This window comes from Vibrio sp. QJM3NY_39, assembly GCF_057785895.1.
Genome location: NZ_CM173505.1, coordinates 2,972,950 through 2,998,781, shown reverse-complemented (window position 1 = coordinate 2,998,781; position 25,832 = coordinate 2,972,950). Strand labels below are relative to the sequence as shown.

The following is a 25,832-nucleotide window of genomic DNA, read 5'->3' as shown; positions in this document are numbered from 1 at the left end:
TCCTTAAATGGTGATTCTAAAATGGTGGTTCTAAAGTTGTTTAGTCAGCACGATATAGAACGCCTAGAGAGGCAGGTCTACTTGCGCCAGTCACTTCTGGTAAATTACTTGGCAGTTGATGAACATGACGTTGAGCAAGCCACGCAAAGGCCATGGCTTCCATGTAATCGGCATCAACGCCTTTACTGGTCGTCGACTCAACCTCCCAGCTAAGAAGCAGTTGAGACAGTCTCTTCATCAACAATGGATTTCTCGTACCACCGCCACACACATACAGTGCAGGTTGGTTACCCAAGCGATAAGTTTCCACTTCATTGGCTATCGTCAATGCGGTGTATTCACAAAGTGTGTACTGAACATCTTCTGCTGCAAGGCCTTTAAATTCTGTTAATTGTTGCTCTAGCCACGGTAGATTAAACAGCTCTCTGCCAGTGCTTTTCGGTGGCATTTGAGATAGATAAGATTCGTTCAACAGCTGTTCGAGTAAAGCTGGACTTAGTTGGCCTTTTAGCGCGAACAGCGCATCACGGTCAAACTTCTCACCCGTGTGTTTATCTACCCAAGCGTCCATCAACATATTGCCCGGGCCAGTATCATAACCAAGAGTAGGCTGATTCGGGCGCAGCACTGAAATATTCGAGATTCCACCAATGTTCAACACCACAACCGAGCTGTCTCGCGGGTGAAAAATCGTATGGTGAAATGCTGGCACTAACGGTGCCCCTTGCCCGCCAAGCGCCATGTCTTTACGTCGAAAATCAGCGACTGTTTGAATCTGTGTTTTAGCGGCAATGATATTGGCATCACCCAGCTGCATGGTAAATGGTGAATCCCCCGTTGGCTGGTGGAATACTGTTTGGCCATGGTTACCAATCGCAGTCACGGATGATGCAGGCGTATCTGACTTGTTGAGAAGTTGTAGAACCGCATCAGCAAATAGATGACCAAGCTGGTGGTCGAGTTCACCAATGGCAATTAAATCCGTTTTCTGACCAATACAAACCTCAAGCAGACGGGCTTTTAGATCATCTGGCATAGGGAACTCATCATGAGCGAGTAATGTGATGCGCGAATCTTCAATCGACACTAAGGCCGTATCAACGCCGTCCATACTCGTCCCCGACATCACACCGATATACAGTTCTTTATGATCCATTCCTAAGCTCTTGCCCTGCATTCTTAAAGTCTTCCACAGATTGGTTTAAAAACATTGTAAAGCAAATTTAAAGAGAATAATCTCGGGAAGTTTATGAAATTAGGTTTAATAAGGGATAAATATGGGACCGTTGTGGGTAGATGTTGCGGGCTATGAGCTAACAGCTGAAGACAGAGAAATTTTAGAGCATCCAACCGTTGGTGGTCTCATCTTATTTGCTCGAAACTACCACGATAGCAAACAGCTTTCGGCGTTAAACAAAGAGATCCGCAAGGTAGCGAAACGTCCTATTTTGATTGGTGTTGACCAAGAAGGTGGCCGAGTGCAGCGCTTCCGCGATGGATTTTCAATTATCCCTGCCGCTCAAGAATTCGCGACTAATAATAATGGTGAGCAGTTAGCAGAACAGGCGGGTTGGTTGATGGCGGCGGAATTGATTGCCCATGATATCGATCTGAGCTTTGCGCCTGTATTAGATAAAGGTCACGACTGTAAAGCGATTGGTAGCCGAGCGTTTGGTGAAGATATTGATACCATCGTTCGCCACAGTAGTGCTTTTATTAAGGGCATGAAATCGGTTGGAATGGCGACAACAGGGAAGCACTTCCCAGGACACGGCGGTGTGATTGCTGATTCGCACCTTGAAACGCCTTACGATCCTAGAGACGACATCTTTGAAACCGACATGGCCATCTTCAAGGCGCAAATTGAAGCTGGAATATTAGATGCGATGATGCCCGCGCACGTGGTTTTTTCGCACTATGATGATCAGCCAGCGAGTGGCTCTGAGTATTGGTTGCAGAAAGTATTGAAGCAACAGCTTGGATTTAAAGGCTTGGTGTTCTCTGATGACCTAACTATGGAAGGTGCTGCGATTATGGGTGGGCCAGCCGATAGAGCGAAGGCTGCTCTGAATGCGGGGTGTGACATGGTGTTGATGTGTAATAAGCGAGATGCACAAATTGAGGCTCTTGATCACTTAGCGATTCAAGAGGTGTCTTTAGCCAACTCATTGCTTAAAAAGCACAGCTTTGATTTATCGACGCTTCACTCGGATAGTCGATGGAAAAAGGCCTCAGAGCAAATTAAGCGAATGTTAAACGCTGGGTGATAAATAAACACTCTATAAGTTTGAAGAAGGCGATATGAGAAATATCGCCTTTTTTGTATGTGTGGGGCGCGGTTTAAACTGGTTTGTGTATCAGAATGAATTAAAGAGGGTGTGTAAATTTTAATTTACAATAAATGTTTTTTATTGTTTACACTTGCAATCGTTTTTGTAGCTGTTATTGTGTTTTTAAAGATTGTTAGCCCAAATGGAAATGTTGGGTGTAAAAATAAATATACAGGTTGAGTTATGCAGAAAAGTGAATTAAGCAATGTCAATATCATCGACGAACAGGTACTGATTACTCCAGAGGAGTTAAAAGCAAAACTACCTTTGAGTGATAATGCTCGTCGTTTCATTCAAGAGTCTCGTGAAACGATAGCAAATATCATTCATAAGAAAGATCATCGCATGCTTGTAGTATGTGGCCCATGTTCTATCCATGATATTGAAGCTGCAAAAGAGTACGCGAAACGCTTAAAAGATTTATCTGAGCAGCTTAGCGACCAACTGTATATTGTAATGCGTGTTTACTTTGAGAAGCCTCGTACCACTGTTGGTTGGAAAGGCTTGATCAATGACCCACATCTAGATGGCACTTTCGATATTGAGCATGGTCTGCATGTTGGCCGTGAGCTACTTGTTGAACTCGCTGAGATGGAAATTCCACTAGCGACAGAAGCGCTAGATCCAATCAGCCCGCAATACCTAGCAGATACATTCAGCTGGGCAGCAATCGGCGCTCGTACGACTGAATCACAAACCCACCGCGAAATGGCGAGTGGTCTTTCAATGCCAATCGGCTTTAAGAATGGTACGGATGGCAACCTAGGTACTGCAATCAATGCAATGCAGGCGGCTTCTTCTAGCCACCGTTTCATGGGTATCAGCCGTGAAGGTCAAGTTGCACTACTAACGACGCAAGGTAACCCAAATGGTCACGTAATTTTACGTGGCGGTAAGCAGACGAACTACGATTCAGTATCTGTACACGAATGTGAGCAAGAGCTGGGTAAGTCTGGCTTAGAGGCGGCACTAATGGTTGACTGTAGCCATGCGAACTCTCGTAAAGATTTCCGTCGCCAACCGCTGGTGGCTGAAGATGTCATCCATCAGATTCGTGAAGGTAATAAGTCGATTATCGGCCTGATGATTGAGAGCCATATTAACGAAGGAAACCAATCTTCAGATATACCTCTCAATGAGATGAAATACGGGGTATCTATTACCGACGCGTGTATCAATTGGGAGTCAACTGAGGCACTATTGAAACATGCACATACGGAATTAGTCCCGTTCTTAGAGAACCGCTTGAAAGGTTAGTCAGAGTTTAAATTTAAGTGCCTCATCTAATGGGGCATTTTAAGATCTGTTGCTAACGAACCTGCATCAGTGCGGGCTTTTAGATTAGCACGGGCTTATAGATTAGTAAGGAATAAAATGGCCGTTGAACTGAACGAATTACGCGACCAAATCGATGCTGTCGATAAACAAATGTTGGATTTACTGGCTCAACGACTGGCTCTAGTAGAGAAAGTCGGAGAAGTAAAAAGTGAACATGGTTTACCTATTTATGTACCAGAGCGCGAAGCTGCGATGCTGGCGTCTCGTCGTCAAGAAGCCGAGAAAATAGGGGTTCCGCCACAGTTAATCGAAGATATTTTGCGTCGTACGATGCGTGAGTCTTATGCCAGTGAAAAAGATTCTGGTTTTAAGTGCCTTAACCCAGAGTTGCGTTCAGTGGTTATCGTTGGTGGTAATGGTCAACTTGGTGGTCTGTTTGGCCGTATGTTCAAGCTTTCTGGTTACGAAGTGAAAATCCTTGGCAGCCAAGATTGGGATAGAGCCGATGAGATCTTAGATAATGCTGGCCTTGTAGTTGTAACGGTTCCAATTCACCTGACAGAAGGTGTGATTGCGAAGCTGGGTAATCTACCAAGCGATTGTATTCTTTGTGATTTGACGTCGATTAAATCAAAGCCTCTACAAGCAATGATGAACATGCACCAAGGCCCAGTGGTTGGGTTGCACCCAATGTTTGGTCCTGATGTTCCAAGCCTTGCGAAACAAGTGATTGTTTACAGTGATGGGCGTGGCTCTGAAAGCTACCAATGGTTACTGAATCAATTTGGTATTTGGGGCGCGAGCCTTTGCCAGATGGATGCTGCTGAACACGATCACGGTATGACTCTGATTCAAGCACTACGCCACTTCACCTCTTTTGCTTACGGCTTGCACCTAAGTAAAGAGAACCCGAACATTGATCAGCTTCTGAAGCTAAGCTCGCCAATCTACCGACTTGAGATTGCGATGGTTGGTCGTCTGTTTGCTCAAGACCCGAACTTGTACGGTGATATCATTCTTTCTTCAGATGAGAACATTGAGATGATTCGACGTTTCCATAGTCGTTTCGGTGAAGCATTAGAAATCTTGGATGGGAAAGATAAAGCCAAATTCGTTGATAGCTTTAATCAAGTCAGTGATTGGTTTGGCGACTACTCGCAGCAGTTCTTGCAAGAGAGCCAAAATCTTTTAAAGCAAGCGCATGACTCGATTCATCGTGGCTAATACTGATTTGAAATCATAAAAAAGAGCGACCTGATGGTCGCTCTTTTTTTATCTAATCCAGAACTAAAAGTAGTTGGCCTACTGTAGGCTAAAAGCAATTAGATCATCATAGGTCAAACCAACAGATCTTGGCCATTAATAAATAGTTAGCCAGTAACAACTAGTTAGTCGTGATAGGTTTTTTGCTCTCTTCACTCGATACCGTGTCGATGGTCGAGCTAATGTAAGGCACGTTAGTCAGGTTGATCTGCAAGCGAACCACATTATCAATCAGTTGAACCAGTGGGCCCCACTTAACCTTTTTCTCTTTCTCGAACACGTAGTTGAAGTTTTCCGGTGTCCAATCCATCAAGTATTGAGGGTTCAGTGAACGACCAAGGAAGCGTACTTCATAATGCAAGTGTGGGCCGGTAGAGTTGCCTGAGTTACCACAGCTTGCAATCACATCACCTTTACTCACAAACTGACCGCTGCGAACTTTGAATTTTTGTAGGTGCGCGTAAGAACTCATGAAACCGAACGAGTGACGCATAGTAATAAAGTTACCGAAGCCTTTTTTACTTGGGCGTACCGTTTCAATGACTCCATCTGCGGGCGCTACAATATCTTCACCACGCTTACACGTTAGATCGATACCAGTATGTACATGGCGTTTACCTGAAATAGGGTTAGTGCGGCTACCATAAGAAGAAGAGATACGTTGATAAGCCATCGGACTGTCGTTTGGAATCAAACGGAACATTGTCGCTCTTACTGCTGAATCGACTGCAGCCGCATCAATGCGATCTTCTAAAGAAATATCATCGGTAAGCAGTTCTTCATCTGCAAGACCAAGCACGGATTCAACATCGAATACACGCTTACCAAGCAGTTGAATGGTGCCTTCTTTTTCTGTCAGTGTTTGCGATAGCGAATGGTTGGTTTCTACTTGCTCAGCGTAAAGAAACTCGGTTTGCTCTTTTTCAACAATCAGCGTTTCAATCAACTGTTGTGCATCACCCGCTTGCATTGCGAGCTCTTGTTTACCTTCGACGTGCATGTATGCAGCTCCGCCAATTAACAGTGGTACTGAAAAAATGGCAGTGGTGCACATGAGCACGGCTTTTCGGCCGAAGTAAAACGTCTGTTCCCCATTGTTAGAGGGAATAGTAATGGAAATTTTTTTAGACATGGTTCTGTATTAACTAAATGCTTCTAATAGAAAAAAGGGTAATGGAGACATTATTCCTTACCCAAATCGGTAAGGTGTTCAATCTCTCTGTAAAGCAGTTCATCGTCGCCGACATTAAGCTCAACAAGGCGCTTAAGGTGGCTAATACTATCAATATCTAAATGCTCTATGCGTAAACGCATTGAGGTATTGATGGTAGAGACTATCGTTGCTTCTAACTGAATATTGATATCACTGTTGGTGAGCTTAAAGCTGACTTGAACAGGAGCATCGTGGCTGAGTTGTTGCCATTTATCACACTGAATGAGTAAACCATGAAGAGATAAGTCTTGCACCGAGCCTGATACATTTACTTGTCCTTGTGAGATCTCAGTCGGGACTTGATAAATAACTCGTGAAAATTGACGTCTTTCAAGCATAGGTAATTTCTCTATATCAATAGGTAAATAGTAAGCCAGATATATCAAAGGCCGCTATTATCGCGGCCTTTGTTCAAAATACAAGCTAATTTACTTAGCAATACGCTTGTACTTGATACGGTGCGGTTCAGCCGCTTGTGCGCCCAGAGTCTTCTTCAGCCACTCTGTGTATTCAGTATAGTTACCTTCGTAGAAGTTAACTTGACCTTCATCACGGTAGTCTAAGATATGGGTCGCAATACGGTCAAGGAACCAACGGTCATGCGAGATAACCATTGCACAGCCAGGGAACTCAAGCAGCGCTTCTTCAAGTGCACGTAGAGTTTCGACATCAAGGTCATTGGTTGGTTCATCGAGTAGCAGTACGTTGCCGCCCGCTTTCAGCAGTTTAGCAAGGTGAACACGGTTACGTTCACCACCAGAAAGCTGACCGATGATTTTCTGTTGGTCGTTGCCTTTGAAGTTGAAACGAGAACAGTAAGCACGTGCAGGGATTTCGAAGTTGTTGATCTTAATGATATCAGCGCCTTCAGAGATCTCTTGGAATACTGTTTTGGTGTCGTCCATGCTGTCACGGAACTGATCAACAGAAGCAAGCTTAACCGTTTCGCCTAATTCAACTGAACCTGAATCTGGCTGTTCTGCGCCGCTTAGCATCTTGAATAGTGTTGATTTACCTGCACCGTTGGCACCTACGATACCTACAATAGCGCCTTTAGGCATGCTGAACGATAGGTCGTCGATAAGAACACGGTCACCAAATGACTTAGTTAGGTTCTTAACTTCAAGTACCTTGTCACCTAAACGCTCACCCGGCGGGATGAACAGTTCGTTGGTTTCGTTACGCTTCTGGTATTGGCCAGTCGTCAGTTCTTCAAAACGAGCCATACGAGCTTTAGACTTAGCTTGACGGCCTTTAGGGTTTTGACGCACCCACTCAAGTTCTTTCTCGATTGTCTTTTGACGTGCGCTTTCGCCTGATTTTTCTTGTTTCAGACGCTCATCTTTCTGCTCTAGCCAAGATGTGTAGTTACCTTCCCATGGAATACCTTCACCACGGTCAAGTTCTAGAATCCAGCCAGCAGCGTTGTCTAGGAAGTAACGGTCGTGGGTAATTGCCACAACAGTACCGCTGTAATCAACAAGGAAGTGCTCAAGCCAAGCCACTGATTCTGCATCCAAGTGGTTAGTTGGTTCATCAAGAAGCAGCATGTCTGGCTTCTCTAGAAGTAGACGACAGATCGCAACACGACGACGTTCACCACCGGATAGGAGTTCGATTTTCGCATCCCACTCAGGAAGACGAAGTGCATCAGCAGCACGCTCTAGAGCTGTCTCTAGGTTGTGACCGTCTTTCGCTTGAATCAGAGCTTCTAGTTCGCCTTGCTCTTTTGCTAGTGCGTCAAAATCTGCATCTGGTTCTGCGTAAGCTGCGTAAACTGCGTCGATACGTTTAAGTGCGTCTGCAACATCAGAAACCGCTTCTTCTACGATTTCACGCACTGTTTTTGATTCGTCTAGTACAGGCTCTTGCGGTAGGTAACCGACTTTAAGACCTTGTTGTGCACGAGCTTCACCATCAATATCAGTATCAATACCAGCCATGATACGTAGTAGGGTAGATTTACCTGAACCATTTAGACCTAAAACACCGATTTTAGCGCCAGGAAAAAAGCTAAGAGAAATGTCTTTAAGAATTTGACGCTTAGGTGGAACAGTTTTGCTCACCCGAGACATGGTATATACGTATTCAGCCATTGCCGATCGATCCTAATTTATTGTTCAAAATTGTCGTCTATTTTATACCAATATCCCCAAAGATGTTACTCCTAGGACAGAAAAGCCATTCTTGAACTAATCCTTACCTATTATTGTCACATTGGTCATTAAAACTATATTTAATAAGCTTCTGAGGCGAAGTGTTAAATATTAATAATATTTACACTCAATTTCTTTACATTTGATGTGATGTCGGGCGTAAATAGACTTCACGTATTCATACACGCACTAAGGAAAGAGCGAATGTTTTTCCGCATTGGTAATACGAAAATTGCTGTGGCTGCATCGGCAATTTTGTCTTCATTTTCACTGGCTCCGATGGCTATGGCTAGCAATGCCTCCGAGCTTGAAATGCAGCGTGATGTTTATGACAGAGCGCAAGAGATTTTAGACAACCGCGATCTAGAAGCTTATTCCGCGCTACGTAACAAAATTCAAACATATCCGTTAACGCCTTACACTGATTATCGCTCCTTCTTATTAGGCTTAGGTGATCGCACACCTGCTGAAGTGGATGCCTTTATTGAAGAGAATAAAGCCCTACCATTTTCGAATCGTATGCGTGCGCCTTATTTAGATTTATTGGCGGCTCAAAAACAGTGGAGGACGATCCTTGAGTTTCAAACCAAAGAGCCTGTTGGTGAAAAATATCAATGTATCTACTACCGTGCGAATTATGAACAAGGAAACAAAGAGCTCGCCTTCAAAGGTGCGAAGCAGCTTTGGTTGAGTGGCAGTGGTGTCGATGATAGCTGTGATCCGCTCTTCGAAAGTTGGGATGAGGCGGGTTTAAGAACGGATGAGCTGATATTACAGCGAATGCTATTGGCGTTTGATAAACGAAACGGCAAGTTAATGACCTATCTGATCAAGCAATTGGATCATGATGAGTCAATTGCTCAAGCTAAGCAGATGAAGGCGTTGTACAACAAGCCTGAAAATGTACTCGCGTTTGCTAAGAAGCACCCAGCGAATGAATTCTACCAAGCTCAAACAGAATTTGGTTTCGAGAAGCTAGCAAGGAAATCAGCAAACAGCGCTCAAGAGGTTTTTGATGATGTTGTGAAAGCTCAAAAGTTTTCGAAAGAAAAATCCCAAGAACTAGCGGACTACCTAACGTTCCGCTTGATCAATACCGACTCTGAAGAGTTGATGGCGTGGCGAGACAAAATGCTCGAGAGTTCATCAAAGCAAGTCTTGTTGGAAAGACGTGCTCGCTTAGCTATTCAGCATGCAGATTGGACTGGCTTGAAAGAGTGGATTGCGCGCTTAGGTGATAAGCATCAGGCTTCGCTCCGCTGGCAGTATTGGCAGGGTAGAGCAGAGATAGCACTCGGTGATACTGCTAAGGGTAACAAACGACTGTCAGATATCTTGGCTCAGCGTAATTTCTACAGTGTGGCTGCGGCTAAGCAGTTAGGTAAGCCAGTTCAGTACCCAACATCGACACTCAAATACAACGCTGAAACAGTAAAGCCATTTGAGACTTCTTTGGTTCGAATCGGCGAGCTGATTGACCGAGATAAAATTGCGGCAGCGAAGAGTGAATGGCGTTGGTTGTTAACCAATGCTGATAAAGATCAGAAATCAATGCTCGCAGCTCATGCTGCGACGCAGCGTTGGAACCACTTTACAGTCACAGCGAGTATCTCTGCGAAGATGTGGGACAACATAGATCTACGCTTCCCTGTTGCTCATAAGTGGTGGTTTAATTTCTACGCCGAAAAGCACGATATAGACCCGATTACCTTAATGTCTTTAGCGAGACAAGAGAGTGCGATGGATTCAGAAGCTCGCTCTCCAGTTGGCGCGCGTGGCATCATGCAAATTATGCCAAAGACGGCGCAATATACGGCGAACAAACATAAGATTAAATATCAGGGCAGCGATGATCTTTATGATGTCGGCAAGAACATTGAGATTGGTAGCCACTATCTAGATGGTCTATTAGCTCAATATGATAACAACCGTATTTTTGCATTTGCTGCTTATAATGCAGGCCCGAGTCGTGTGAAACAATGGCGTTCACGCAGCGATGAAAAGCTCGATGCATTTGCTTTTATCGAAATGATTCCATTCAAAGAGACTCGTGGCTACGTTCAGAATATCTTGATGTTTGAGACTTACTATCGAGATATCTTGGGCGAGAAAGGGATGTTTTTAGCGCCCCATGAGGCCGAAACGAAATACTAGGGGTTCGGTACTTTCTCTGAAACTGAGTAATATTAAAGGCAGTGAGTGCGAACCAGTTCCACTTGCTGCCTTTTTACATTGGATCAAAGCAAGTGTTTCGGTATAAAGTGTTAAACGCTTTCAATCATTAAGCGGCTACTTCAAGCCAAAATTTAAAAGTAAGTGTAGAGATATGGCATCACAACCTGAATATGAGAATTGGCAACAACTAATGGATTTGGTAAAAACAGCGGCTGAGAAAGATCAGCATGAACTGTTGTTGACCATGATGATGACACCTGATGAGCGAGATGCTTTGGTCGCTCGAGTGAATATTCTTTGTGAACTCATGAAAGGGGACATGTCACAAAGACAGGTGAGCCAAATGTTAGGTGTGGGTGTGGCTACGATAACGCGAGGCTCTAATGAGCTAAAGGCTAAATCTGAGCAAGAGAAAGCGGCAATTGCAGAGCTGTTACTTAAGTAAGCATTTAAACAGTAAGCCTAAGAACTTGATAAAAACGCTAACCATAGGTTAGCGTTTTTTGTTTTTATCCCGCTCAATGATATTACCTCTAGAGAGGCGAAATATCGTGTTTCTTAAACAAGACTAAGCAGGGAAGTGCTTAGGGTTAACAAATGGGATCAGCGCTAGGATTAAAGCTTGGCTATATACAGAACTGCGAGATAGTTGGTTATGTGTCAATAAGCCAATCGCACCGCCTTTTTGTTTTATGTTGTCGGTGCCGAAGACTTCATCCATCACATCACCTAGCTCATTCGCATGCTGGAGTTTATCAAGCACAACGGGTGGCAGCATCAAGCTTGCAGATCGAGATTCTCCGCGCTGACCGTTTGCTTCAACGACCATCCAAGCAAATGTAACCTTTCCTTCTATTCCAGACTCTAATCCAACATAAAAATCCGCATCAGGTTGAGCTTGAGTTGCGTTGTGAACGCGATTTACCGCACCTTGATAAGTCTCGTCGTTGCTCATCGGTTGATCAGAGACACCGCTAGGGACGCTGATGCCTTTGAAATCAAATTCAGTATCAGGAAAAGCAGATAAGAATGCACTTTTAACGGCGTTAATTTTAGCTGGGTTCAGCGATGCGATGATTACAGATTTCATGTATTGGATTCTTTTTGTTATCGATTAAATTGAGTTGATGCTGTCGGTACCAATCACTCAGTTCTTCTAATGGCATAGGTTTGCCGAAGTAATAGCCTTGCAGCATATCGCACTGTGCTTCTTGCAACCACTGATGCATGCTTTCAGTTTCGATGCCCTCGGCTGTGACCTTCTTACCCTGAGCATGACATAACCCGATAACCGGTTTCACTATGTTCTGATTATCGGTCTCAATTAAGGTGTCTAAAAAGGCTTTATCGAGCTTAATTTTTTGAGTTGGATACTGCACCAGTTGAGTGATGGAGGTGTAGCCAGATCCAAAGTCATCAATGGCTAATCGATAGCCCATATCAGATAGTTCGTTAAGCAGCGGAAAACCTTCAGAGTTTGAGTAAAAGGTTTCGGTAATTTCAAAATCAATCAAACTTGGCGGAATTCGATTTAAATCGGCGTGCTCTTTGATGAAGTCAGCAAGAACAGTCGTTTCAATCCCAGCAGAAGATAAGTTAATCGACAACTGAATTGCGTGATCAAACTGAGCCTGAAGTCGATGAAAAGAAGCAAATGCATTCTGAATGACCCACTGATCAACCTGATCGAATAATCCAGTCTGCTCGGCAATTGGAATGAATTCATCAGGTGGAACCAAGCCTAGTTGCTCCGAATTCCAACGTAATAACACCTCAACACCAATAACATGGGTTCCGGTTGAATCCATGTACGGCATATAAACGAGCCTAAATTCATCATCAAAGTTCTTGTCTCTGAGTGCGCGTTCAATGTTTGCTTGGCGTTGAATCGCTTTGTCTAAATCTCGTGAATAGTCAGCAAATTGGTTTTTACCTGCGCGTTTGGCTTGGTACATCGCGGTATCAGCGTTCGACAGTAGCTTTTCGATGGAGTGGCCATCATTGGGGTAGGTAGCAATACCAATACTGACCGTGATCGGAAAGCTCCCTGATTCTGTGATAAAACCTTTTTGTAGTGGCGTCAGTAAGCTATCAGAGAATCTATGCGCGATATTCCCTTGGCGAGTAGGCGCGTTAATGTACACAACGAACTCGTCTCCAGAAAGTCGGGCTGGCATACAATGAGCGTCAAACTCTGTTTTATAGTGGCTACAAATATCTGAAATACGCTGAGCAAAACTGACTAGAATGGAGTCGCCGATTTGATGTCCATATTTGTCGTTCACAAACTTGAAGTTATCTAGGTCAAAGTAGAGAACCCAGGTTTTGGTATTCGAGCTAGGCTTGGGTAATGATTGCTGAACGAAGGTTTGAAATTGATGCCTATTGGCTATTTGGGTTAATTGATCATTCTCGGCCAATAGCTTGGTCTGTTGGTAGGTGTTATCTAACTCTTGGTACATGTCATAAAAACGCTGTGATAGGCGGCCAAGCTCATCACGAGTGCCTAAGCGTTCGATGTTCTTACGTTGTTTTTTTTCGACTTGCTGCAGTTGTCGGTCGAGTCGTGTTATCGGGGATATCACACTGCGAGACAAAAGCATGAGTAGCAGAGCAACCGTCACAAACGCGGATAGTGCAAAGGACAAACTCAGCTTATTCCAAATTGATTCGAGCTTGTTTTCCAATAGGAATGGCGCCGGGTCAACTGTGGCGTATAGTTCTGGCGCAAGCTTGACTGAGTGGGTGACATTATTTTCCAGAGAAACCGCTATAGATGTGAAGAATAAGCTGGTTTGGTAGTCGAACTCTATCTGTTTTCTCAGCGCATTAAATTTATCGAGAGAGACTGACACAACAACAAAGAACACATCGTCGGGGTGATTGTTTGCGGTTGGGAAAATCGTTTTTTTGTCTACCTTTTCGTAGTGAACCAACATCCCTTCACCTTGAGAGTTTTGAATATAGTTGGTACTTGATGCTGCTAAGGTGTCTTGATAGTACTGATCCACAAAATCCAATATTTTGCTGTCAATCTGAGTGCGTGAGTCGCTGTTATTATCAGCGTAATAACTCAACTTTCGCTGACTATTGAGAAGCGCTAACCCGGTATAGCTTTCATCGTCATCTTGCAAGAAGTGTATGGCTTCTCGAAGGTTACTAACCAGTTCAAGATCGCGAGATAAGTTTTGTTCAGTGAGAAAGTAACGCTTCACCATGTCACTTTGGGTCAAGGTGTAAGAGTAGCTATTTAGGAACGAGCGAGACTGTCGAAAATATCCTGCCAACTTTTCCATGTTCAGCTGAAGTGCGTTGTCTTCGCGTTTGATAAAACTGCTTTTCTGCGTTGAATAAATAATATAGCTAGAAGCTGCGGTACTGATCAGTATCACAGGGGTTATCAGTAGTAAGATTTTCGTACTTAGCTTCATAGTTAATGACAACACTATTTATAATTTAAGCGCGTAAGTTTATGTTACTTAATACTTACTCGCTATTAATTACACGTAGTTCGATGATTTCCTGTGAAGGGGGTAAGGTTTTGTCTTTATTGATAAAAAAGCCACTAATGAGTTTTTTGTTAAGAAGGTGTTGAATGGTGTGGGTTAGAAGGCATGTACAGCCAGTGAAATAATCGAGTCATGTCTCAGGAATACGTAGTGTGAGTATTCCTGAGTACGAGTTATTCCACTAGCCGCAGGTTTTAGCATTTGGCCTACTGTAGGCCAAATGCTTATAGCAGATTTAAACTTATGCCAGCTTTAAACGTTTGTTCGTTAAAAACTTATGTTTGTTAAGAGCTTATGTTCGTTGAAAGCTATGACAACTTAACCTGCGTCGCTTTGATGTTTTCACTTGGATAACAACCCAACACTTTAAGGTGACGAGTAATGGCAGTTAGTTCTGTTATCGCTTGCTGCATATTATCTGCATCCAAGTGTGCTTCTAAATCAACGTAGAACATCTCTTCCCATGGGTTACCCATGATAGGACGAGATTCCAGCTTAGTCATGTTGATACCCAAGCGTTGTAGGATTAGTAGAGTTTCTACCAAAGAACCCGCCTCTTGAGAAGTCGACATGATCAGTGTCGTTTTAGCTGGGATTTGAGTTGATACTTCTACCGGCTTACGCGCCACAACGATGAAACGAGTGTGGTTCTCAGTTTGGTTTGCAATGTTGCCTTGGATTGGCTGAAGCCCATAAAGCTTGCCGCTCGATGCATTGCCAATTGCTGCCACATCATCGCCCTCCAGATCTTTAACCTTCTTCATTGCATCAGCTGTACTTGCGCAAGACTCAAGGCTGACACCTTTAAGACGACTCAAAAATTCACTGCACTGTTGGTGAGGTTGTGGGTGTGAATAGAGGGTTTTGATGTCTTCTAAACGAATATCATTTTTCGCAACTAAGCAGTGTTCGATAGGCTGAGACAGCTCACCCACGATGTATAGCGTTGTATGTTGCAGAAGGTCATAAACTTCGTTGATTGAACCAGAACTGGTGTTCTCAATCGGCAGCACACCGTAATCGGCATGACCAGATTCCACCGTCGATGCGACTTCTTTGAAGTGATTGCAGTTAAGCTCTATCAATTCCATATTCTTACGGCTGAAATATTCACGGCTAGCAAGGTGAGAATATGATCCCTTAGAACCTAAGAATGCAACCCGAGCCAGAGGTTTACGGCTTTGTGGGTTCGCTAGGTTTTGTAAGTATGACTGCTGTAGTAAAACGGAATCTTCGATGATGGTGTGAAACAGTTTAGTAATGTACTGCGCATCAAGCTCATATTTATCTTTGCCGTTGTTAATCAGCTTAACCAGAAGCTGCTGCTCACGAACGGCATCGCGTACAGGTTTTGATGTTTCTACCTTGCTTTTCGCAACTTCGATACTGAGTTTGCGACGTTCGGAAAGTAAACTCAGCAGTTCGTCATCTAAATCATTAAGACGAAGGCGGATATCATCCAGTGAAATTGAGCGGTCAGTCATAAATGTGTCCTTATAAAAAAGCCTCCCTAGTGTGGGAGGCTTCTTGTTCGTTTTTGACTTGTTTTTCTAAAACGACTCAGCCTCCGATTTACGGAAGAAAAAAGAAGTCAAAAATAAACAAAGATTGAGTGTGCATAAAAAGTGATTGTTTTATGAATGTTTAAACACAATAAGCAAGCGAGCTACGAGCGTCAAGCAAAAAAATAGCGCCCTGAGGCGCTATTTTTTAATCTGTTCTCTTTCCTTATTCTACTTCAGCTTCTAGCTCTTCGATTTCAGGCTTTTCAGCGCGGCGCGCTTCAGGTTTATGGCGTAGCTTGTTGAGTTGACGCTCTAGTTTTTGTTCTACTTCGTTGATAGCTACGTAGAGGTCGTCATGGATTGATGAAGCAACAAGTTGGCCTTTTGGTACGGTTAGAACCGCTTCAAATTTTTTCTTCTTGTTTGGTTCTTCACTAAAGCTCGCTTGGCAGCCAATGATGTCTACTTGCCATTTATCCAGCTTTTTAAATTTGCTTTCTATGTGATCACGGATTGCAGAGGTAATGTCGATGTTTTTACCAGTGATGTTCATTTTCATAGAAGTTTTCCTCTGTTGTATCCCTCATGGGTTAACTTCAGATTACGACTTTCAGGAATAAAGAATGTGATCTAGATCTTGTTTTGGTTGGGTGGGATAAGCATTAAAATCAAATGTGATCTCACGCAAGTCTTAGTATCTTTTTGGCGAAAAATGCTTGTTATCTCTATGAAAAACGATAACTTGGAGGCAAGGCTTCGCTAAAAATTAAACCAGTTTTTAGGGGCGCCTTACAGCTTATTGAAAGTGTTTGATTGAAATTTACCCAATAGTGTTTTGTGATGTAGATCTCGTGATATATATCACTATGTAAGCTTTCTCTGAATTTGATAAGCAAAAGCCGCATAAATTTTCTTATGCGGCTTTTGTGTTTTTAATTTTCCTTAGCACCTTAGCACCTTAGCACCTTAGCACCTTAGTTCCCCTGGCTCTTAGGGTTTAAGACAAACTAATCGTTGGTTTTTAGTAGTCTCGCTGTCCCATTTTCTCGGATAGCATTGATAGCTTGTAACTGCTTATAGATTACAAAGTAACGGTTGATGTTGGCGACATAGGTCACCGGTTCTTTGCTCACGTATTTACGAGTGATGATTTCTACGTTTTTAAACCAGATGTTTGGGTTGTAACCTTTCTGCTTGGCAATGCGCCTCATCTTTCTGATCTTAGCAGGACCAGCGTTGTAAGAAGCCAAAGTGAAGTAGATTTGGTTATCTGGCGTAATGGCAGGGTCGTCAAAATACCTGTCCTTAATGAAACGCATGTATTTCACGCCCGCATGGATGTTGTTATCCACCTTATGTATGTTTTTGATGTTGACGTTTTTGTCTTTGGCGGTACTCGGTAACACCTGCATCACACCAATAGCTCCACGGTGAGAAACCCGGCTTTGATCCAGTCCTGACTCTTGGAAACCTTGTGCAGACATCATCAAAGGGTCGAATTCGTATTTACTCGAATACTTTTCAAAAACATCTGACAGCTTAGCCACTCGGTCTATTTTATTTGGGTTGAGCGCTCTACCTAACCAGCGAGTGTTGTCGATGTATTTCTGATAGATAACATTTCCGAGTAGGGTACCTGTTCGTGCCGTCTTGACGTATTTGTTGATCTCTTTTTTTAGTTGAGGGCTATTTTTTCTTAATGCCCACGCTATTTGGCCATTTTCACGTAAGGGTAAATCGTGATGGACCTGAATGTTTTCCATTACGTCAGTCCATAACTTTGCTTTATGGCTATCTAGGATTGTGCCTTGTATATAGCCTTGGTTGACCAACTCTATCAGCTCGTAGTCTTGTAATGACTCCTCAATAAAGTGGACATGCAGCGGTGGTAAGTCTAATTCATTCAGTTCTTTATTGACTCTTTGTACACTCTCGAAGTAACTCGAACTTGCACGGATCCAAACCTCTTTACCGCTCAGTTGCTTGATTTCGGTGATAGGGGCTGAGTTCTTTCCTGTGATAATCAGTTCTTTTCCATCTTTAATCATTGGGTCGGAAAAATCGATGATTCGCAATCGCTTGTCGGTGATCGTCAGGTTCGCGACAGCGACGTCGCCATAACCAGATTCTAATGAGGGAAGTAGATCATCTCGCTGCACTGGGATGATTTGAACATTGAGGTAAGGGTGTTTCTTACGAAGGCTCTTCTCAAAGTGGTAGAGCATTTCAGCCACGATGCCTTTTGGTTTGCCATCCTCGATATAATAAAAACCAAGATCTGCAGACACGAGCACTCTAACCGTCCCTTTGGTTTTGAGCACATCTAAGTCACCCATGTAAGGCTTGTTGCTTAACGGGGACAGTTCTAATGCGTAGGATAATTGGCCAAATAGCGATATCCAGATAAATAATAACAACCTACTCACATCCACACTCCATGTTGATGTTTTGTTAAAAGTTATCTTTTGAAGATACCGTGTATTATGCGATTCATCAAGTTTACGAAATTAAGTTCAAAAAAAACGCGCTAATAAATTAGCGCGTTTTCGAATAAATATGACAACGTTGATTAAGGCAGTGGGTTTAACTCAATCAATTTTTCTGTTCTTGAAGCTGCGTCTTCTAAACCTAGTTGTTTATAAGCTTCTAACTGAATATCCAAAGACTTACGTGCAGCAATTGTGTCTGGGTAAGTCTTCTGCAGCTCTTGTGTTCGGTTTACAGCTGCAATCCAAGCTTCACGGCGTAGGTAGAAATCAGCGGTTGCTAAGTCATACTCTGCGAGGCGGTTCTTAAGTGCGAACATGCGTTTTTGCGCATCTTCCGCATAAGGGCTGCTAGGGAAGCGTTCCAGTAGTCGTTTGAAGTCAGCAAACGCGAGTTTCACTGGCTCTGGGTCTCGGTCACTACGGTCGATATTAAAAATGTCGTGCATGAAGTTACGGTCTTGTGCCATGTGCGTTAGGCCGCGCATGTAAAGCACCCAGTCTTGTTTTTCATGAGTCGGGTTTAAGCGTAGGAATCGAGAAATGGTGGCAAGGCCTAACGCCAAGTCATCATTTTTGTAGTACGCGTAAATCAGATCTAGCTGTACTTGTTCCGAATAGGCGCCGAATGGGTAACGAGAGTCTAAAGCTTCTAGCTTTTCGATTGCAGAAAGCCAGCTACCGCTCTGTAGGGACTCTTGAGCGTCAGAGTAAAGAACCGATGGTGGTACATCCGGTACTATTTCTTCAGTACTTGAACAGCCAACTAAGAGTGATACGGCTAATAGACCCGATAAAGTAAGGTGTTTCATGTCAGGCGTCGATTCCTTGAATTAAATATTTCGTAAGCTTCCGTTACTTTCTAACCAGTAACAGATACAATGATGCAATTATTCTATTTTATCCATACTAATGGGTATTAGTCTCACGGTTTTTAAAAAAGTTCGATATGGCTCAGCAGATAACATTAACAGACACAGTAAAAAGCAGCCAGTTAGGTCAACGTTTAGACCAAGCTGTCGCTGAACTATTTACCGATTTTTCTCGCTCTCGTATTAAAGAGTGGCTTCTTGACGGCAAAATCCAAGTGGATGGCGAAGTTATCACTAAACCGCGCACGATAGTTTTGGGCGGTGAAGCGATCATCCTACAAGCGGAGCTTGCAGATGAAGAGCGCTGGGAAGCACAAGATATTCCGCTAAACATTGTCTATGAAGATGATGATTTATTGGTTATCAATAAGCCTCGCGATCTGGTTGTACACCCAGGCGCAGGTACGCCGGATGGAACCATACTAAACGCATTGCTTTTCCATTACCCTCAGATTGCAGAAGTACCTCGTGCGGGTATTGTGCACCGTCTTGATAAAGACACAACCGGTCTTATGGTTGTGGCTAAGACGGTTCCAGCTCAAACTCGCCTTGTACGTGCTCTTGCTAAACGTCGTATTACTCGTGAATATGAAGCAATTGCTATTGGTAAAATGACCGCGGGTGGTGTGGTTGAGAAAGGCATTAGCCGTCATGCAACCAAACGTACTTTAATGGACGTGAATGAATTAGGTAAGCCTGCGGTAACTCACTACCGTGTTGCGGAGCACTTCCGCGAACATACTCGTATTCGCCTACGCCTAGAAACGGGTCGTACTCACCAAATCCGCGTTCACATGTCATACCTTCAGCATCCGTTGTTAGGTGATATTGCATACGGTGGTCGTGCACGTATTCCAAAAGGTGCATCTGAAGAGCTGACGACAATGATTCGTTCTTTTGATCGCCAAGCGCTGCATGCTGTAATGCTTAAATTTGTTCACCCTATTACTGGTGAAGAAGTTGAGTTCCACGCACCTGTTCCAAATGACATGGTTGTGATGGCAGAAGCATTACGTGTTGATGCTCGCGAAAACATAGAAGACGACATTTAATCGTGTCAATGATCATCCCTGACTGGAACGCACCAAAAAACGTGAAAGCATTTGCTTCGACTCGTTTCGATGGTTGTTCTACAGGTGTTTATCAAGGGTTAAACCTCGGTATGCACGTTGGGGATGATACTTCGTTTGTTGAAAGCAATCGAATATGGCTAAAGCAACAATCTAAGATGCCCACAGCTCTAGTATGGCTAAATCAAACTCACTCAACGGATGTCGTTACGGTTTTAGAACCGGTGACGAATGTTCTTGATGCGGATGGTGCATTTACCTCTGCAAAAGGTGTCGTGTGTTCAGCGATGACGGCTGATTGCTTGCCAGTACTTCTTACCGATACCAAAGGCACTCAAGTCGCGGCTGTTCATGCGGGTTGGCGTGGTCTTGCTGGTGGCATTCTTGAAAATGCCGTCGCAAAGTTTTCAAATCTAGATTCAGGTAATCAGATCATGGCTTGGCTTGGCCCTGCAATTGGCAAAGATGCATTTGAGGTTGGCAACGATGTGTTGGAAGCTTTTGTTCGTTTTGACCCTCAAGCTAAATTAGCATTTCAAGCCAAAGCTGAACCTGGAAAATGGCTGGCAAATATGTCTCAACTCGCGACTCAACGACTAATGAAAGTTGGCGTGACTTCAGTGACAAACTCGAATCTATGTACATACGCAGATTCAGATGCTTTCTATTCTTATCGCCGTGATGGCATTACTGGACGTCAGGCTACATTTATTTGGTTAGAGTAATCTCTGGCTAGCACAACCACTCATCCAGCTCATTTATATTTTCATATAAGCTCTATTCTTCACTCTTATCCCTTGAAAATCCGCGTTACCGTATCCATCTTCTAACCATAAGATAAACATATCTAAGAGTAGGAAGGTTGGCATGCGTCTCGATCGGTTCACTAGTAAATTCCAAATTGCGATATCTGATGCTCAGTCGCTCGCATTAGGTCGTGATCACCAATATATAGAACCTGTACACCTAATGGTGTCTTTGCTTAATCAAGATGGCAGTGCGATTCGTCCATTGCTTACTATGCTGAACATTGATGTTGTTCAATTGCGTTCTAAATTGAGCGAAATATTAGACCTAGTGCCAAAAGTAAGTGGTATCGGTGGTGATGTTCAGCTTTCGAATGCCATGGGAACTTTATTCAACCTATGTGACAAGGTCGCGCAAAAGCGCCAAGACAGTTACATATCTTCAGAAGTATTCCTACTCGCAGCAATTGAAGACAAAGGTCCTTTAGGGAACTTACTTAAAGAGTTAGGCCTTACTGAGCAAAAACTATCTCAAGCTATCGAGCAAGTTCGTGGTGGTCAAAAAGTCGATGACCCGAATGCGGAAGATAGACGCCAAGCATTAGAGAAGTTCACCATTGATCTGACTGAAAGAGCAGAGCAAGGCAAACTAGATCCTGTGATTGGTCGAGACGATGAAATCCGTCGTACTATCCAAGTACTTCAACGCCGTACTAAGAATAACCCCGTTATTATTGGTGAACCTGGTGTCGGAAAAACGGCAATCGTTGAAGGTTTGGCGCAGCGCATTATCAATAATGAAGTACCGGAAGGCTTGAGAGGGCGACGAGTTCTTTCATTAGACATGGGCTCTTTGATTGCAGGTGCTAAATATCGTGGTGAATTTGAAGAGCGCTTGAAATCGGTTCTCAACGAATTATCGAAAGAAGAGGGCAACATTATTCTCTTCATCGATGAAATTCACACCATGGTAGGAGCAGGTAAAGGCGAAGGCTCTATGGACGCCGGTAATATGCTGAAACCAGCATTGGCTCGTGGTGAGCTGCATTGTGTAGGCGCAACGACACTCGATGAACATCGTCAGTATATAGAGAAAGATCCTGCATTAGAGCGTCGATTCCAAAAAGTGATAGTCGATGAGCCAACCGTTGAAGACACAGTTGCGATTCTTCGTGGTTTGAAAGAGCGCTATGAACTTCACCATCATGTAGAAATTACTGACCCAGCTATCGTAGCGGCGGCAACGTTATCTCATCGATACGTTTCAGATCGTCAGTTACCAGATAAGGCGATTGATCTCATTGATGAAGCGGCTTCGAGCATTCGTATGCAGATCGATTCAAAACCTGAGTCGCTAGATAAGCTCGAGCGTAAAATCATTCAATTGAAGATCGAACAGCAAGCTCTCACTAATGAAAATGATGAAGCCAGTGAAAAGAGGCTTCGCACGCTGCAAAGTGAACTTTCTGAGAAGGAGCGGGATTTTGCAGAGCTTGAAGAAGTTTGGAACGCTGAAAAAGCGGCGCTTTCCGGGACGCAACATATCAAATCAGAGTTAGAACAAGCTCGTATGGATATGGACTTTGCAAGGCGTGCTGGCGATCTTAACCGAATGTCTGAATTGCAATATGGTCGAATCCCAGAGTTAGAGAAGCAGTTAGACCTCGCGACTCAAGCTGAAATGCAAGAAATGACCTTATTACGCAATAAGGTAACTGACGCTGAAATTGCCGATGTTCTTTCAAAGCAAACCGGTATTCCGGTTTCTAAAATGCTAGAGGCAGAAAAAGAGAAGCTTCTGAAAATGGAAGGTGTTCTGCATAAGCGGGTTATTGGGCAAGCCGAAGCGGTAGAAGTGGTATCGAATGCGATTCGTCGTAGTCGTGCTGGTTTATCCGATCCAAATAAGCCGATTGGTTCTTTCTTATTTCTTGGTCCAACGGGCGTAGGTAAAACCGAACTGTGTAAAACATTGGCTAACTTCATGTTTGATAGTGACGATGCCATGGTTCGTATCGATATGTCTGAGTTTATGGAGAAACACTCAGTGGCTCGTTTGGTTGGTGCTCCTCCAGGTTACGTTGGGTATGAAGAAGGTGGTTACTTAACTGAAGCTGTTCGTCGAAAACCTTATTCTGTGATTCTGCTTGATGAGGTAGAGAAAGCGCACCCTGATGTTTTCAATATTCTATTGCAGGTTTTAGATGATGGACGATTAACCGATGGACAAGGTCGCACGGTCGATTTCAGAAATACCGTAGTGATCATGACATCTAATCTTGGCTCTTCGAGAATTCAAGAAAACTTCAATACGCTCGATTACCAAGGAATAAAGAATGAGGTGATGGAAGTGGTAGGTAAGCATTTCCGCCCTGAGTTTTTGAACCGTGTTGATGAAAGTGTCGTGTTCCATCCATTAGGCCAAGCTCACATCGAGTCAATAGCCGCTATTCAGCTTGAGCATTTGAAGAAACGAATGGAAGACAACGGCTATGAGCTTGAAGTTTCGGACAAAGCACTGAAGTTGATCTCTCAAGTCGGTTTTGATCCTGTCTATGGTGCGAGGCCTCTTAAAAGAGCAATTCAGCAGAGTGTTGAGAACCCATTAGCGAAAGCGATACTTGCAGGGAAAATCAATCCGGATAAGAAAGTGCAGCTATTAGTGAATAACGACCGAATTATTGCTCACCAATAATCAAGGTAAGAACGATAGGTACGATTAGTCGAAATTAAGACGTAATCGTACCTATTTTGAACGCTTTGTGTGAATAGTGTCCGAACGATCGCCTGCTGCGGTCTTTTTTCGTTTTTGGCCTTGTGCAAAGGGGGATTCTCTCTATAATGCGCCTCCGTTGCCAGGGATAACTAAGCGGTTTGAACTAAGTAACGAGACGACATTAAGCATTTAAGATGCTTTGAAAAATTAGCTGGAAAAAGTGTTTGACACTGGAACCCAATTCGCTAGAATGGCCGTCCACTTAGAGAGGCTCCTTACTAAAAGGAACGCTCAATAAGTAAAGCTCTTTAACAATTTAAACCTATCAATCTGTGTGGGCACTCGTTGATGAATATCAAAACGTTTTATCTTCCCTTTTTATTAAGAGAAGTAAAACAGATTCCTCGGAATCAACTTTGGTTTCAATGAACTGAGTGACCAATACGAATAACTACTTTCTCTTGTAGAAAGAAAGTATTTGGCACAGTCAATTCATTATCTTTCTGTTGGAAAGATAATAGCTTTAGAATTACATGTTCATTTTCGAATGAATATTAGTTTTGAAGTCAGTATTCATTGAGCCGACAAAATCTTAAATTGAAGAGTTTGATCATGGCTCAGATTGAACGCTGGCGGCAGGCCTAACACATGCAAGTCGAGCGGAAACGACACTAACAATCCTTCGGGTGCGTTAATGGGCGTCGAGCGGCGGACGGGTGAGTAATGCCTAGGAAATTGCCTTGATGTGGGGGATAACCATTGGAAACGATGGCTAATACCGCATAATGCCTACGGGCCAAAGAGGGGGACCTTCGGGCCTCTCGCGTCAAGATATGCCTAGGTGGGATTAGCTAGTTGGTGAGGTAATGGCTCACCAAGGCGACGATCCCTAGCTGGTCTGAGAGGATGATCAGCCACACTGGAACTGAGACACGGTCCAGACTCCTACGGGAGGCAGCAGTGGGGAATATTGCACAATGGGCGAAAGCCTGATGCAGCCATGCCGCGTGTATGAAGAAGGCCTTCGGGTTGTAAAGTACTTTCAGTTGTGAGGAAGGGTGTGTAGTTAATAGCTGCGCATCTTGACGTTAGCAACAGAAGAAGCACCGGCTAACTCCGTGCCAGCAGCCGCGGTAATACGGAGGGTGCGAGCGTTAATCGGAATTACTGGGCGTAAAGCGCATGCAGGTGGTTCATTAAGTCAGATGTGAAAGCCCGGGGCTCAACCTCGGAACTGCATTTGAAACTGGTGAACTAGAGTGCTGTAGAGGGGGGTAGAATTTCAGGTGTAGCGGTGAAATGCGTAGAGATCTGAAGGAATACCAGTGGCGAAGGCGGCCCCCTGGACAGACACTGACACTCAGATGCGAAAGCGTGGGGAGCAAACAGGATTAGATACCCTGGTAGTCCACGCCGTAAACGATGTCTACTTGGAGGTTGTGGCCTTGAGCCGTGGCTTTCGGAGCTAACGCGTTAAGTAGACCGCCTGGGGAGTACGGTCGCAAGATTAAAACTCAAATGAATTGACGGGGGCCCGCACAAGCGGTGGAGCATGTGGTTTAATTCGATGCAACGCGAAGAACCTTACCTACTCTTGACATCCAGAGAAGCCAGCGGAGACGCAGGTGTGCCTTCGGGAGCTCTGAGACAGGTGCTGCATGGCTGTCGTCAGCTCGTGTTGTGAAATGTTGGGTTAAGTCCCGCAACGAGCGCAACCCTTATCCTTGTTTGCCAGCGAGTAATGTCGGGAACTCCAGGGAGACTGCCGGTGATAAACCGGAGGAAGGTGGGGACGACGTCAAGTCATCATGGCCCTTACGAGTAGGGCTACACACGTGCTACAATGGCGCATACAGAGGGCAGCAAGCTAGCGATAGTGAGCGAATCCCAAAAAGTGCGTCGTAGTCCGGATTGGAGTCTGCAACTCGACTCCATGAAGTCGGAATCGCTAGTAATCGTGAATCAGAATGTCACGGTGAATACGTTCCCGGGCCTTGTACACACCGCCCGTCACACCATGGGAGTGGGCTGCAAAAGAAGTGGGTAGTTTAACCTTTCGGGGAGGACGCTCACCACTTTGTGGTTCATGACTGGGGTGAAGTCGTAACAAGGTAGCCCTAGGGGAACCTGGGGCTGGATCACCTCCTTATACGAAGATACTTACGATGAGTGTCCACACAGATTGATTAGGTTTAGAAAGTTTAAGAGTAGAAATACTTTTCCAGATGGGGCTATAGCTCAGCTGGGAGAGCGCCTCGCTGGCAGCGAGGAGGTCTGCGGTTCGATCCCGCATAGCTCCACCATCTTTAAGTGTTTTTCTTTGAAAATATTTAAAAATGGTTCATTAGTTTGAATCAAGCTCTTTAACAATTTGGAAAGCTGACTGATTAGCTTAATTATTTTTACTTTTTAAAAAAGTAAAACAAAACGGCCAAGGCTGTGATTAAGTTAATCAAATTTAAAAGTTCTCAATGTTTATCTTATCATTAGATAAACACAACAAACACATTCAA

The 25,832-nt window shown here is 43.9% G+C and carries 18 protein-coding genes, 1 tRNA gene, 1 rRNA gene and 1 other annotated feature; of the genes, 10 read left to right on the top strand and 10 right to left on the bottom strand.

Translation table 11 applies throughout. The features are described 5' to 3' along the window. Positions 1–40 precede the first annotated feature (40 nt). Complete coding sequence (locus AC3CHU_RS13360) at positions 41–1,156, bottom strand: anhydro-N-acetylmuramic acid kinase (RefSeq protein ID WP_488524723.1); 1,116 nt, start codon at positions 1,154–1,156, stop codon at positions 41–43. Positions 1,157–1,277: 121 nt separating this feature from the next. Here AC3CHU_RS13360 and nagZ point away from each other — a divergent pair, with 121 nt between their 5' ends. The 3 genes from nagZ to tyrA all read left to right on the top strand — a co-directional run bounded on the left by nagZ (position 1,278) and on the right by tyrA (position 4,832). Next, positions 1,278–2,267, top strand: a complete 990-nt coding sequence (gene nagZ / locus AC3CHU_RS13355; RefSeq protein WP_488524722.1) for a beta-N-acetylhexosaminidase — start codon at positions 1,278–1,280, stop codon at positions 2,265–2,267. A 246-nt stretch (positions 2,268–2,513) separates the two neighbouring features. Further along, positions 2,514–3,587 carry a 3-deoxy-7-phosphoheptulonate synthase gene (locus AC3CHU_RS13350; protein WP_102447140.1) on the top strand — a complete coding sequence of 358 codons (1,074 nt, stop codon included), beginning with the start codon at positions 2,514–2,516 and terminating at the stop codon, positions 3,585–3,587. A 117-nt stretch (positions 3,588–3,704) separates the two neighbouring features. Next, positions 3,705–4,832 (top strand): bifunctional chorismate mutase/prephenate dehydrogenase, encoded by a 1,128-nt coding sequence (gene tyrA, locus AC3CHU_RS13345; protein WP_017084805.1) that lies wholly within the window; start codon positions 3,705–3,707, stop codon positions 4,830–4,832. 160 nt (positions 4,833–4,992) lie between these two features. Here tyrA and AC3CHU_RS13340 read toward each other — a convergent pair whose 3' ends face one another. The 3 genes from AC3CHU_RS13340 to ettA form a co-directional block, all read right to left on the bottom strand. After that, a complete protein-coding gene (locus tag AC3CHU_RS13340) occupies positions 4,993–6,003 on the bottom strand; it encodes a M23 family metallopeptidase (RefSeq protein WP_054548371.1) in 1,011 nt (336 codons plus the stop codon). 50 nt (positions 6,004–6,053) lie between these two features. Further along, positions 6,054–6,422: a PilZ domain-containing protein gene (locus AC3CHU_RS13335; protein WP_004735041.1), complete on the bottom strand. Its 369-nt coding sequence runs from the start codon at positions 6,420–6,422 to the stop codon at positions 6,054–6,056. A gap of 90 nt (positions 6,423–6,512) precedes the next feature. Next, positions 6,513–8,180, bottom strand: a complete 1,668-nt coding sequence (ettA, locus tag AC3CHU_RS13330) for an energy-dependent translational throttle protein EttA (RefSeq protein WP_004735040.1) — start codon at positions 8,178–8,180, stop codon at positions 6,513–6,515. 264 nt (positions 8,181–8,444) lie between these two features. On the opposite strand from ettA, the gene sltY reads away from it, so the two are divergent. Both sltY and trpR read left to right on the top strand, forming a co-directional pair. Then, complete coding sequence (gene sltY, locus AC3CHU_RS13325) at positions 8,445–10,394, top strand: murein transglycosylase (RefSeq protein ID WP_488524721.1); 1,950 nt, start codon at positions 8,445–8,447, stop codon at positions 10,392–10,394. 172 nt (positions 10,395–10,566) lie between these two features. Beyond that, a complete protein-coding gene (gene trpR, locus AC3CHU_RS13320) occupies positions 10,567–10,860 on the top strand; it encodes a trp operon repressor (RefSeq protein ID WP_017084809.1) in 294 nt (97 codons plus the stop codon). Positions 10,861–10,983: 123 nt separating this feature from the next. On the opposite strand, the gene yjjX is transcribed toward trpR, so the two are convergent. The 6 genes from yjjX to AC3CHU_RS13290 all read right to left on the bottom strand — a co-directional run bounded on the left by yjjX (position 10,984) and on the right by AC3CHU_RS13290 (position 18,727). Beyond that, positions 10,984–11,505, bottom strand: a complete 522-nt coding sequence (gene yjjX / locus AC3CHU_RS13315; protein ID WP_017087561.1) for an inosine/xanthosine triphosphatase — start codon at positions 11,503–11,505, stop codon at positions 10,984–10,986. Then, positions 11,468–13,846: a putative bifunctional diguanylate cyclase/phosphodiesterase gene (locus AC3CHU_RS13310; protein ID WP_488524720.1), complete on the bottom strand. Its 2,379-nt coding sequence runs from the start codon at positions 13,844–13,846 to the stop codon at positions 11,468–11,470. The genes yjjX and AC3CHU_RS13310 overlap by 38 nt, the downstream gene beginning before the upstream one ends. Before the next feature lie 386 nt (positions 13,847–14,232). Then, positions 14,233–15,408 (bottom strand): prephenate dehydratase, encoded by a 1,176-nt coding sequence (gene pheA / locus AC3CHU_RS13305; protein WP_004735035.1) that lies wholly within the window; start codon positions 15,406–15,408, stop codon positions 14,233–14,235. Positions 15,409–15,420: 12 nt separating this feature from the next. Further along, positions 15,421–15,542: a sequence feature (Phe leader region), on the bottom strand. A 110-nt stretch (positions 15,543–15,652) separates the two neighbouring features. Beyond that, the gene (gene hpf, locus AC3CHU_RS13300; RefSeq protein ID WP_004735034.1) at positions 15,653–15,988 is read right to left on the bottom strand and encodes a ribosome hibernation-promoting factor, HPF/YfiA family; all 336 of its coding nucleotides are present in this window, start codon (positions 15,986–15,988) and stop codon (positions 15,653–15,655) included. Between the two features lie 448 nt (positions 15,989–16,436). Further along, positions 16,437–17,861, bottom strand: a complete 1,425-nt coding sequence (locus AC3CHU_RS13295; RefSeq protein ID WP_488524719.1) for an MltF family protein — start codon at positions 17,859–17,861, stop codon at positions 16,437–16,439. A gap of 137 nt (positions 17,862–17,998) precedes the next feature. Then, positions 17,999–18,727: an outer membrane protein assembly factor BamD gene (locus AC3CHU_RS13290; protein ID WP_004735032.1), complete on the bottom strand. Its 729-nt coding sequence runs from the start codon at positions 18,725–18,727 to the stop codon at positions 17,999–18,001. Positions 18,728–18,864: 137 nt separating this feature from the next. On the opposite strand from AC3CHU_RS13290, the gene rluD reads away from it, so the two are divergent. The 5 genes from rluD to AC3CHU_RS13265 all read left to right on the top strand — a co-directional run bounded on the left by rluD (position 18,865) and on the right by AC3CHU_RS13265 (position 25,622). Beyond that, the gene (gene rluD, locus AC3CHU_RS13285; RefSeq protein ID WP_054548366.1) at positions 18,865–19,839 is read left to right on the top strand and encodes a 23S rRNA pseudouridine(1911/1915/1917) synthase RluD; all 975 of its coding nucleotides are present in this window, start codon (positions 18,865–18,867) and stop codon (positions 19,837–19,839) included. Positions 19,840–19,847: 8 nt separating this feature from the next. After that, entirely contained in the window at positions 19,848–20,582 is a 735-nt protein-coding gene (pgeF, locus tag AC3CHU_RS13280) for a peptidoglycan editing factor PgeF (RefSeq protein WP_488525498.1), read from the top strand. 142 nt (positions 20,583–20,724) lie between these two features. Further along, positions 20,725–23,298 carry an ATP-dependent chaperone ClpB gene (gene clpB / locus AC3CHU_RS13275; protein WP_488524718.1) on the top strand — a complete coding sequence of 858 codons (2,574 nt, stop codon included), beginning with the start codon at positions 20,725–20,727 and terminating at the stop codon, positions 23,296–23,298. Positions 23,299–23,913: 615 nt separating this feature from the next. Then, positions 23,914–25,468: ribosomal RNA gene (locus AC3CHU_RS13270) — 16S ribosomal RNA — on the top strand. 78 nt (positions 25,469–25,546) lie between these two features. Further along, a tRNA-Ala gene (locus AC3CHU_RS13265) sits at positions 25,547–25,622 on the top strand. The last annotated feature ends 210 nt before the right edge of the window (positions 25,623–25,832 follow it).

Bases quoted from the DNA above. Each gene is read 5' to 3' on its own strand.
- AC3CHU_RS13360 (WP_488524723.1), bottom strand. From the start codon at position 1,156: ATGGATCATAAAGAACTGTATATCGGTGTGATGTCGGGGACGAGTATG.
- nagZ (WP_488524722.1), top strand. From the start codon at position 1,278: ATGGGACCGTTGTGGGTAGATGTTGCGGGCTATGAGCTAACAGCTGAA.
- AC3CHU_RS13350 (WP_102447140.1), top strand. From the start codon at position 2,514: ATGCAGAAAAGTGAATTAAGCAATGTCAATATCATCGACGAACAGGTA.
- tyrA (WP_017084805.1), top strand. From the start codon at position 3,705: ATGGCCGTTGAACTGAACGAATTACGCGACCAAATCGATGCTGTCGAT.
- AC3CHU_RS13340 (WP_054548371.1), bottom strand. From the start codon at position 6,003: ATGTCTAAAAAAATTTCCATTACTATTCCCTCTAACAATGGGGAACAG.
- AC3CHU_RS13335 (WP_004735041.1), bottom strand. From the start codon at position 6,422: ATGCTTGAAAGACGTCAATTTTCACGAGTTATTTATCAAGTCCCGACT.
- ettA (WP_004735040.1), bottom strand. From the start codon at position 8,180: ATGGCTGAATACGTATATACCATGTCTCGGGTGAGCAAAACTGTTCCA.
- sltY (WP_488524721.1), top strand. From the start codon at position 8,445: ATGTTTTTCCGCATTGGTAATACGAAAATTGCTGTGGCTGCATCGGCA.
- trpR (WP_017084809.1), top strand. From the start codon at position 10,567: ATGGCATCACAACCTGAATATGAGAATTGGCAACAACTAATGGATTTG.
- yjjX (WP_017087561.1), bottom strand. From the start codon at position 11,505: ATGAAATCTGTAATCATCGCATCGCTGAACCCAGCTAAAATTAACGCC.
- AC3CHU_RS13310 (WP_488524720.1), bottom strand. From the start codon at position 13,846: ATGAAGCTAAGTACGAAAATCTTACTACTGATAACCCCTGTGATACTG.
- pheA (WP_004735035.1), bottom strand. From the start codon at position 15,408: ATGACTGACCGCTCAATTTCACTGGATGATATCCGCCTTCGTCTTAAT.
- hpf (WP_004735034.1), bottom strand. From the start codon at position 15,988: ATGAAAATGAACATCACTGGTAAAAACATCGACATTACCTCTGCAATC.
- AC3CHU_RS13290 (WP_004735032.1), bottom strand. From the start codon at position 18,727: ATGAAACACCTTACTTTATCGGGTCTATTAGCCGTATCACTCTTAGTT.
- rluD (WP_054548366.1), top strand. From the start codon at position 18,865: ATGGCTCAGCAGATAACATTAACAGACACAGTAAAAAGCAGCCAGTTA.
- pgeF (WP_488525498.1), top strand. From the start codon at position 19,848: ATGATCATCCCTGACTGGAACGCACCAAAAAACGTGAAAGCATTTGCT.
- clpB (WP_488524718.1), top strand. From the start codon at position 20,725: ATGCGTCTCGATCGGTTCACTAGTAAATTCCAAATTGCGATATCTGAT.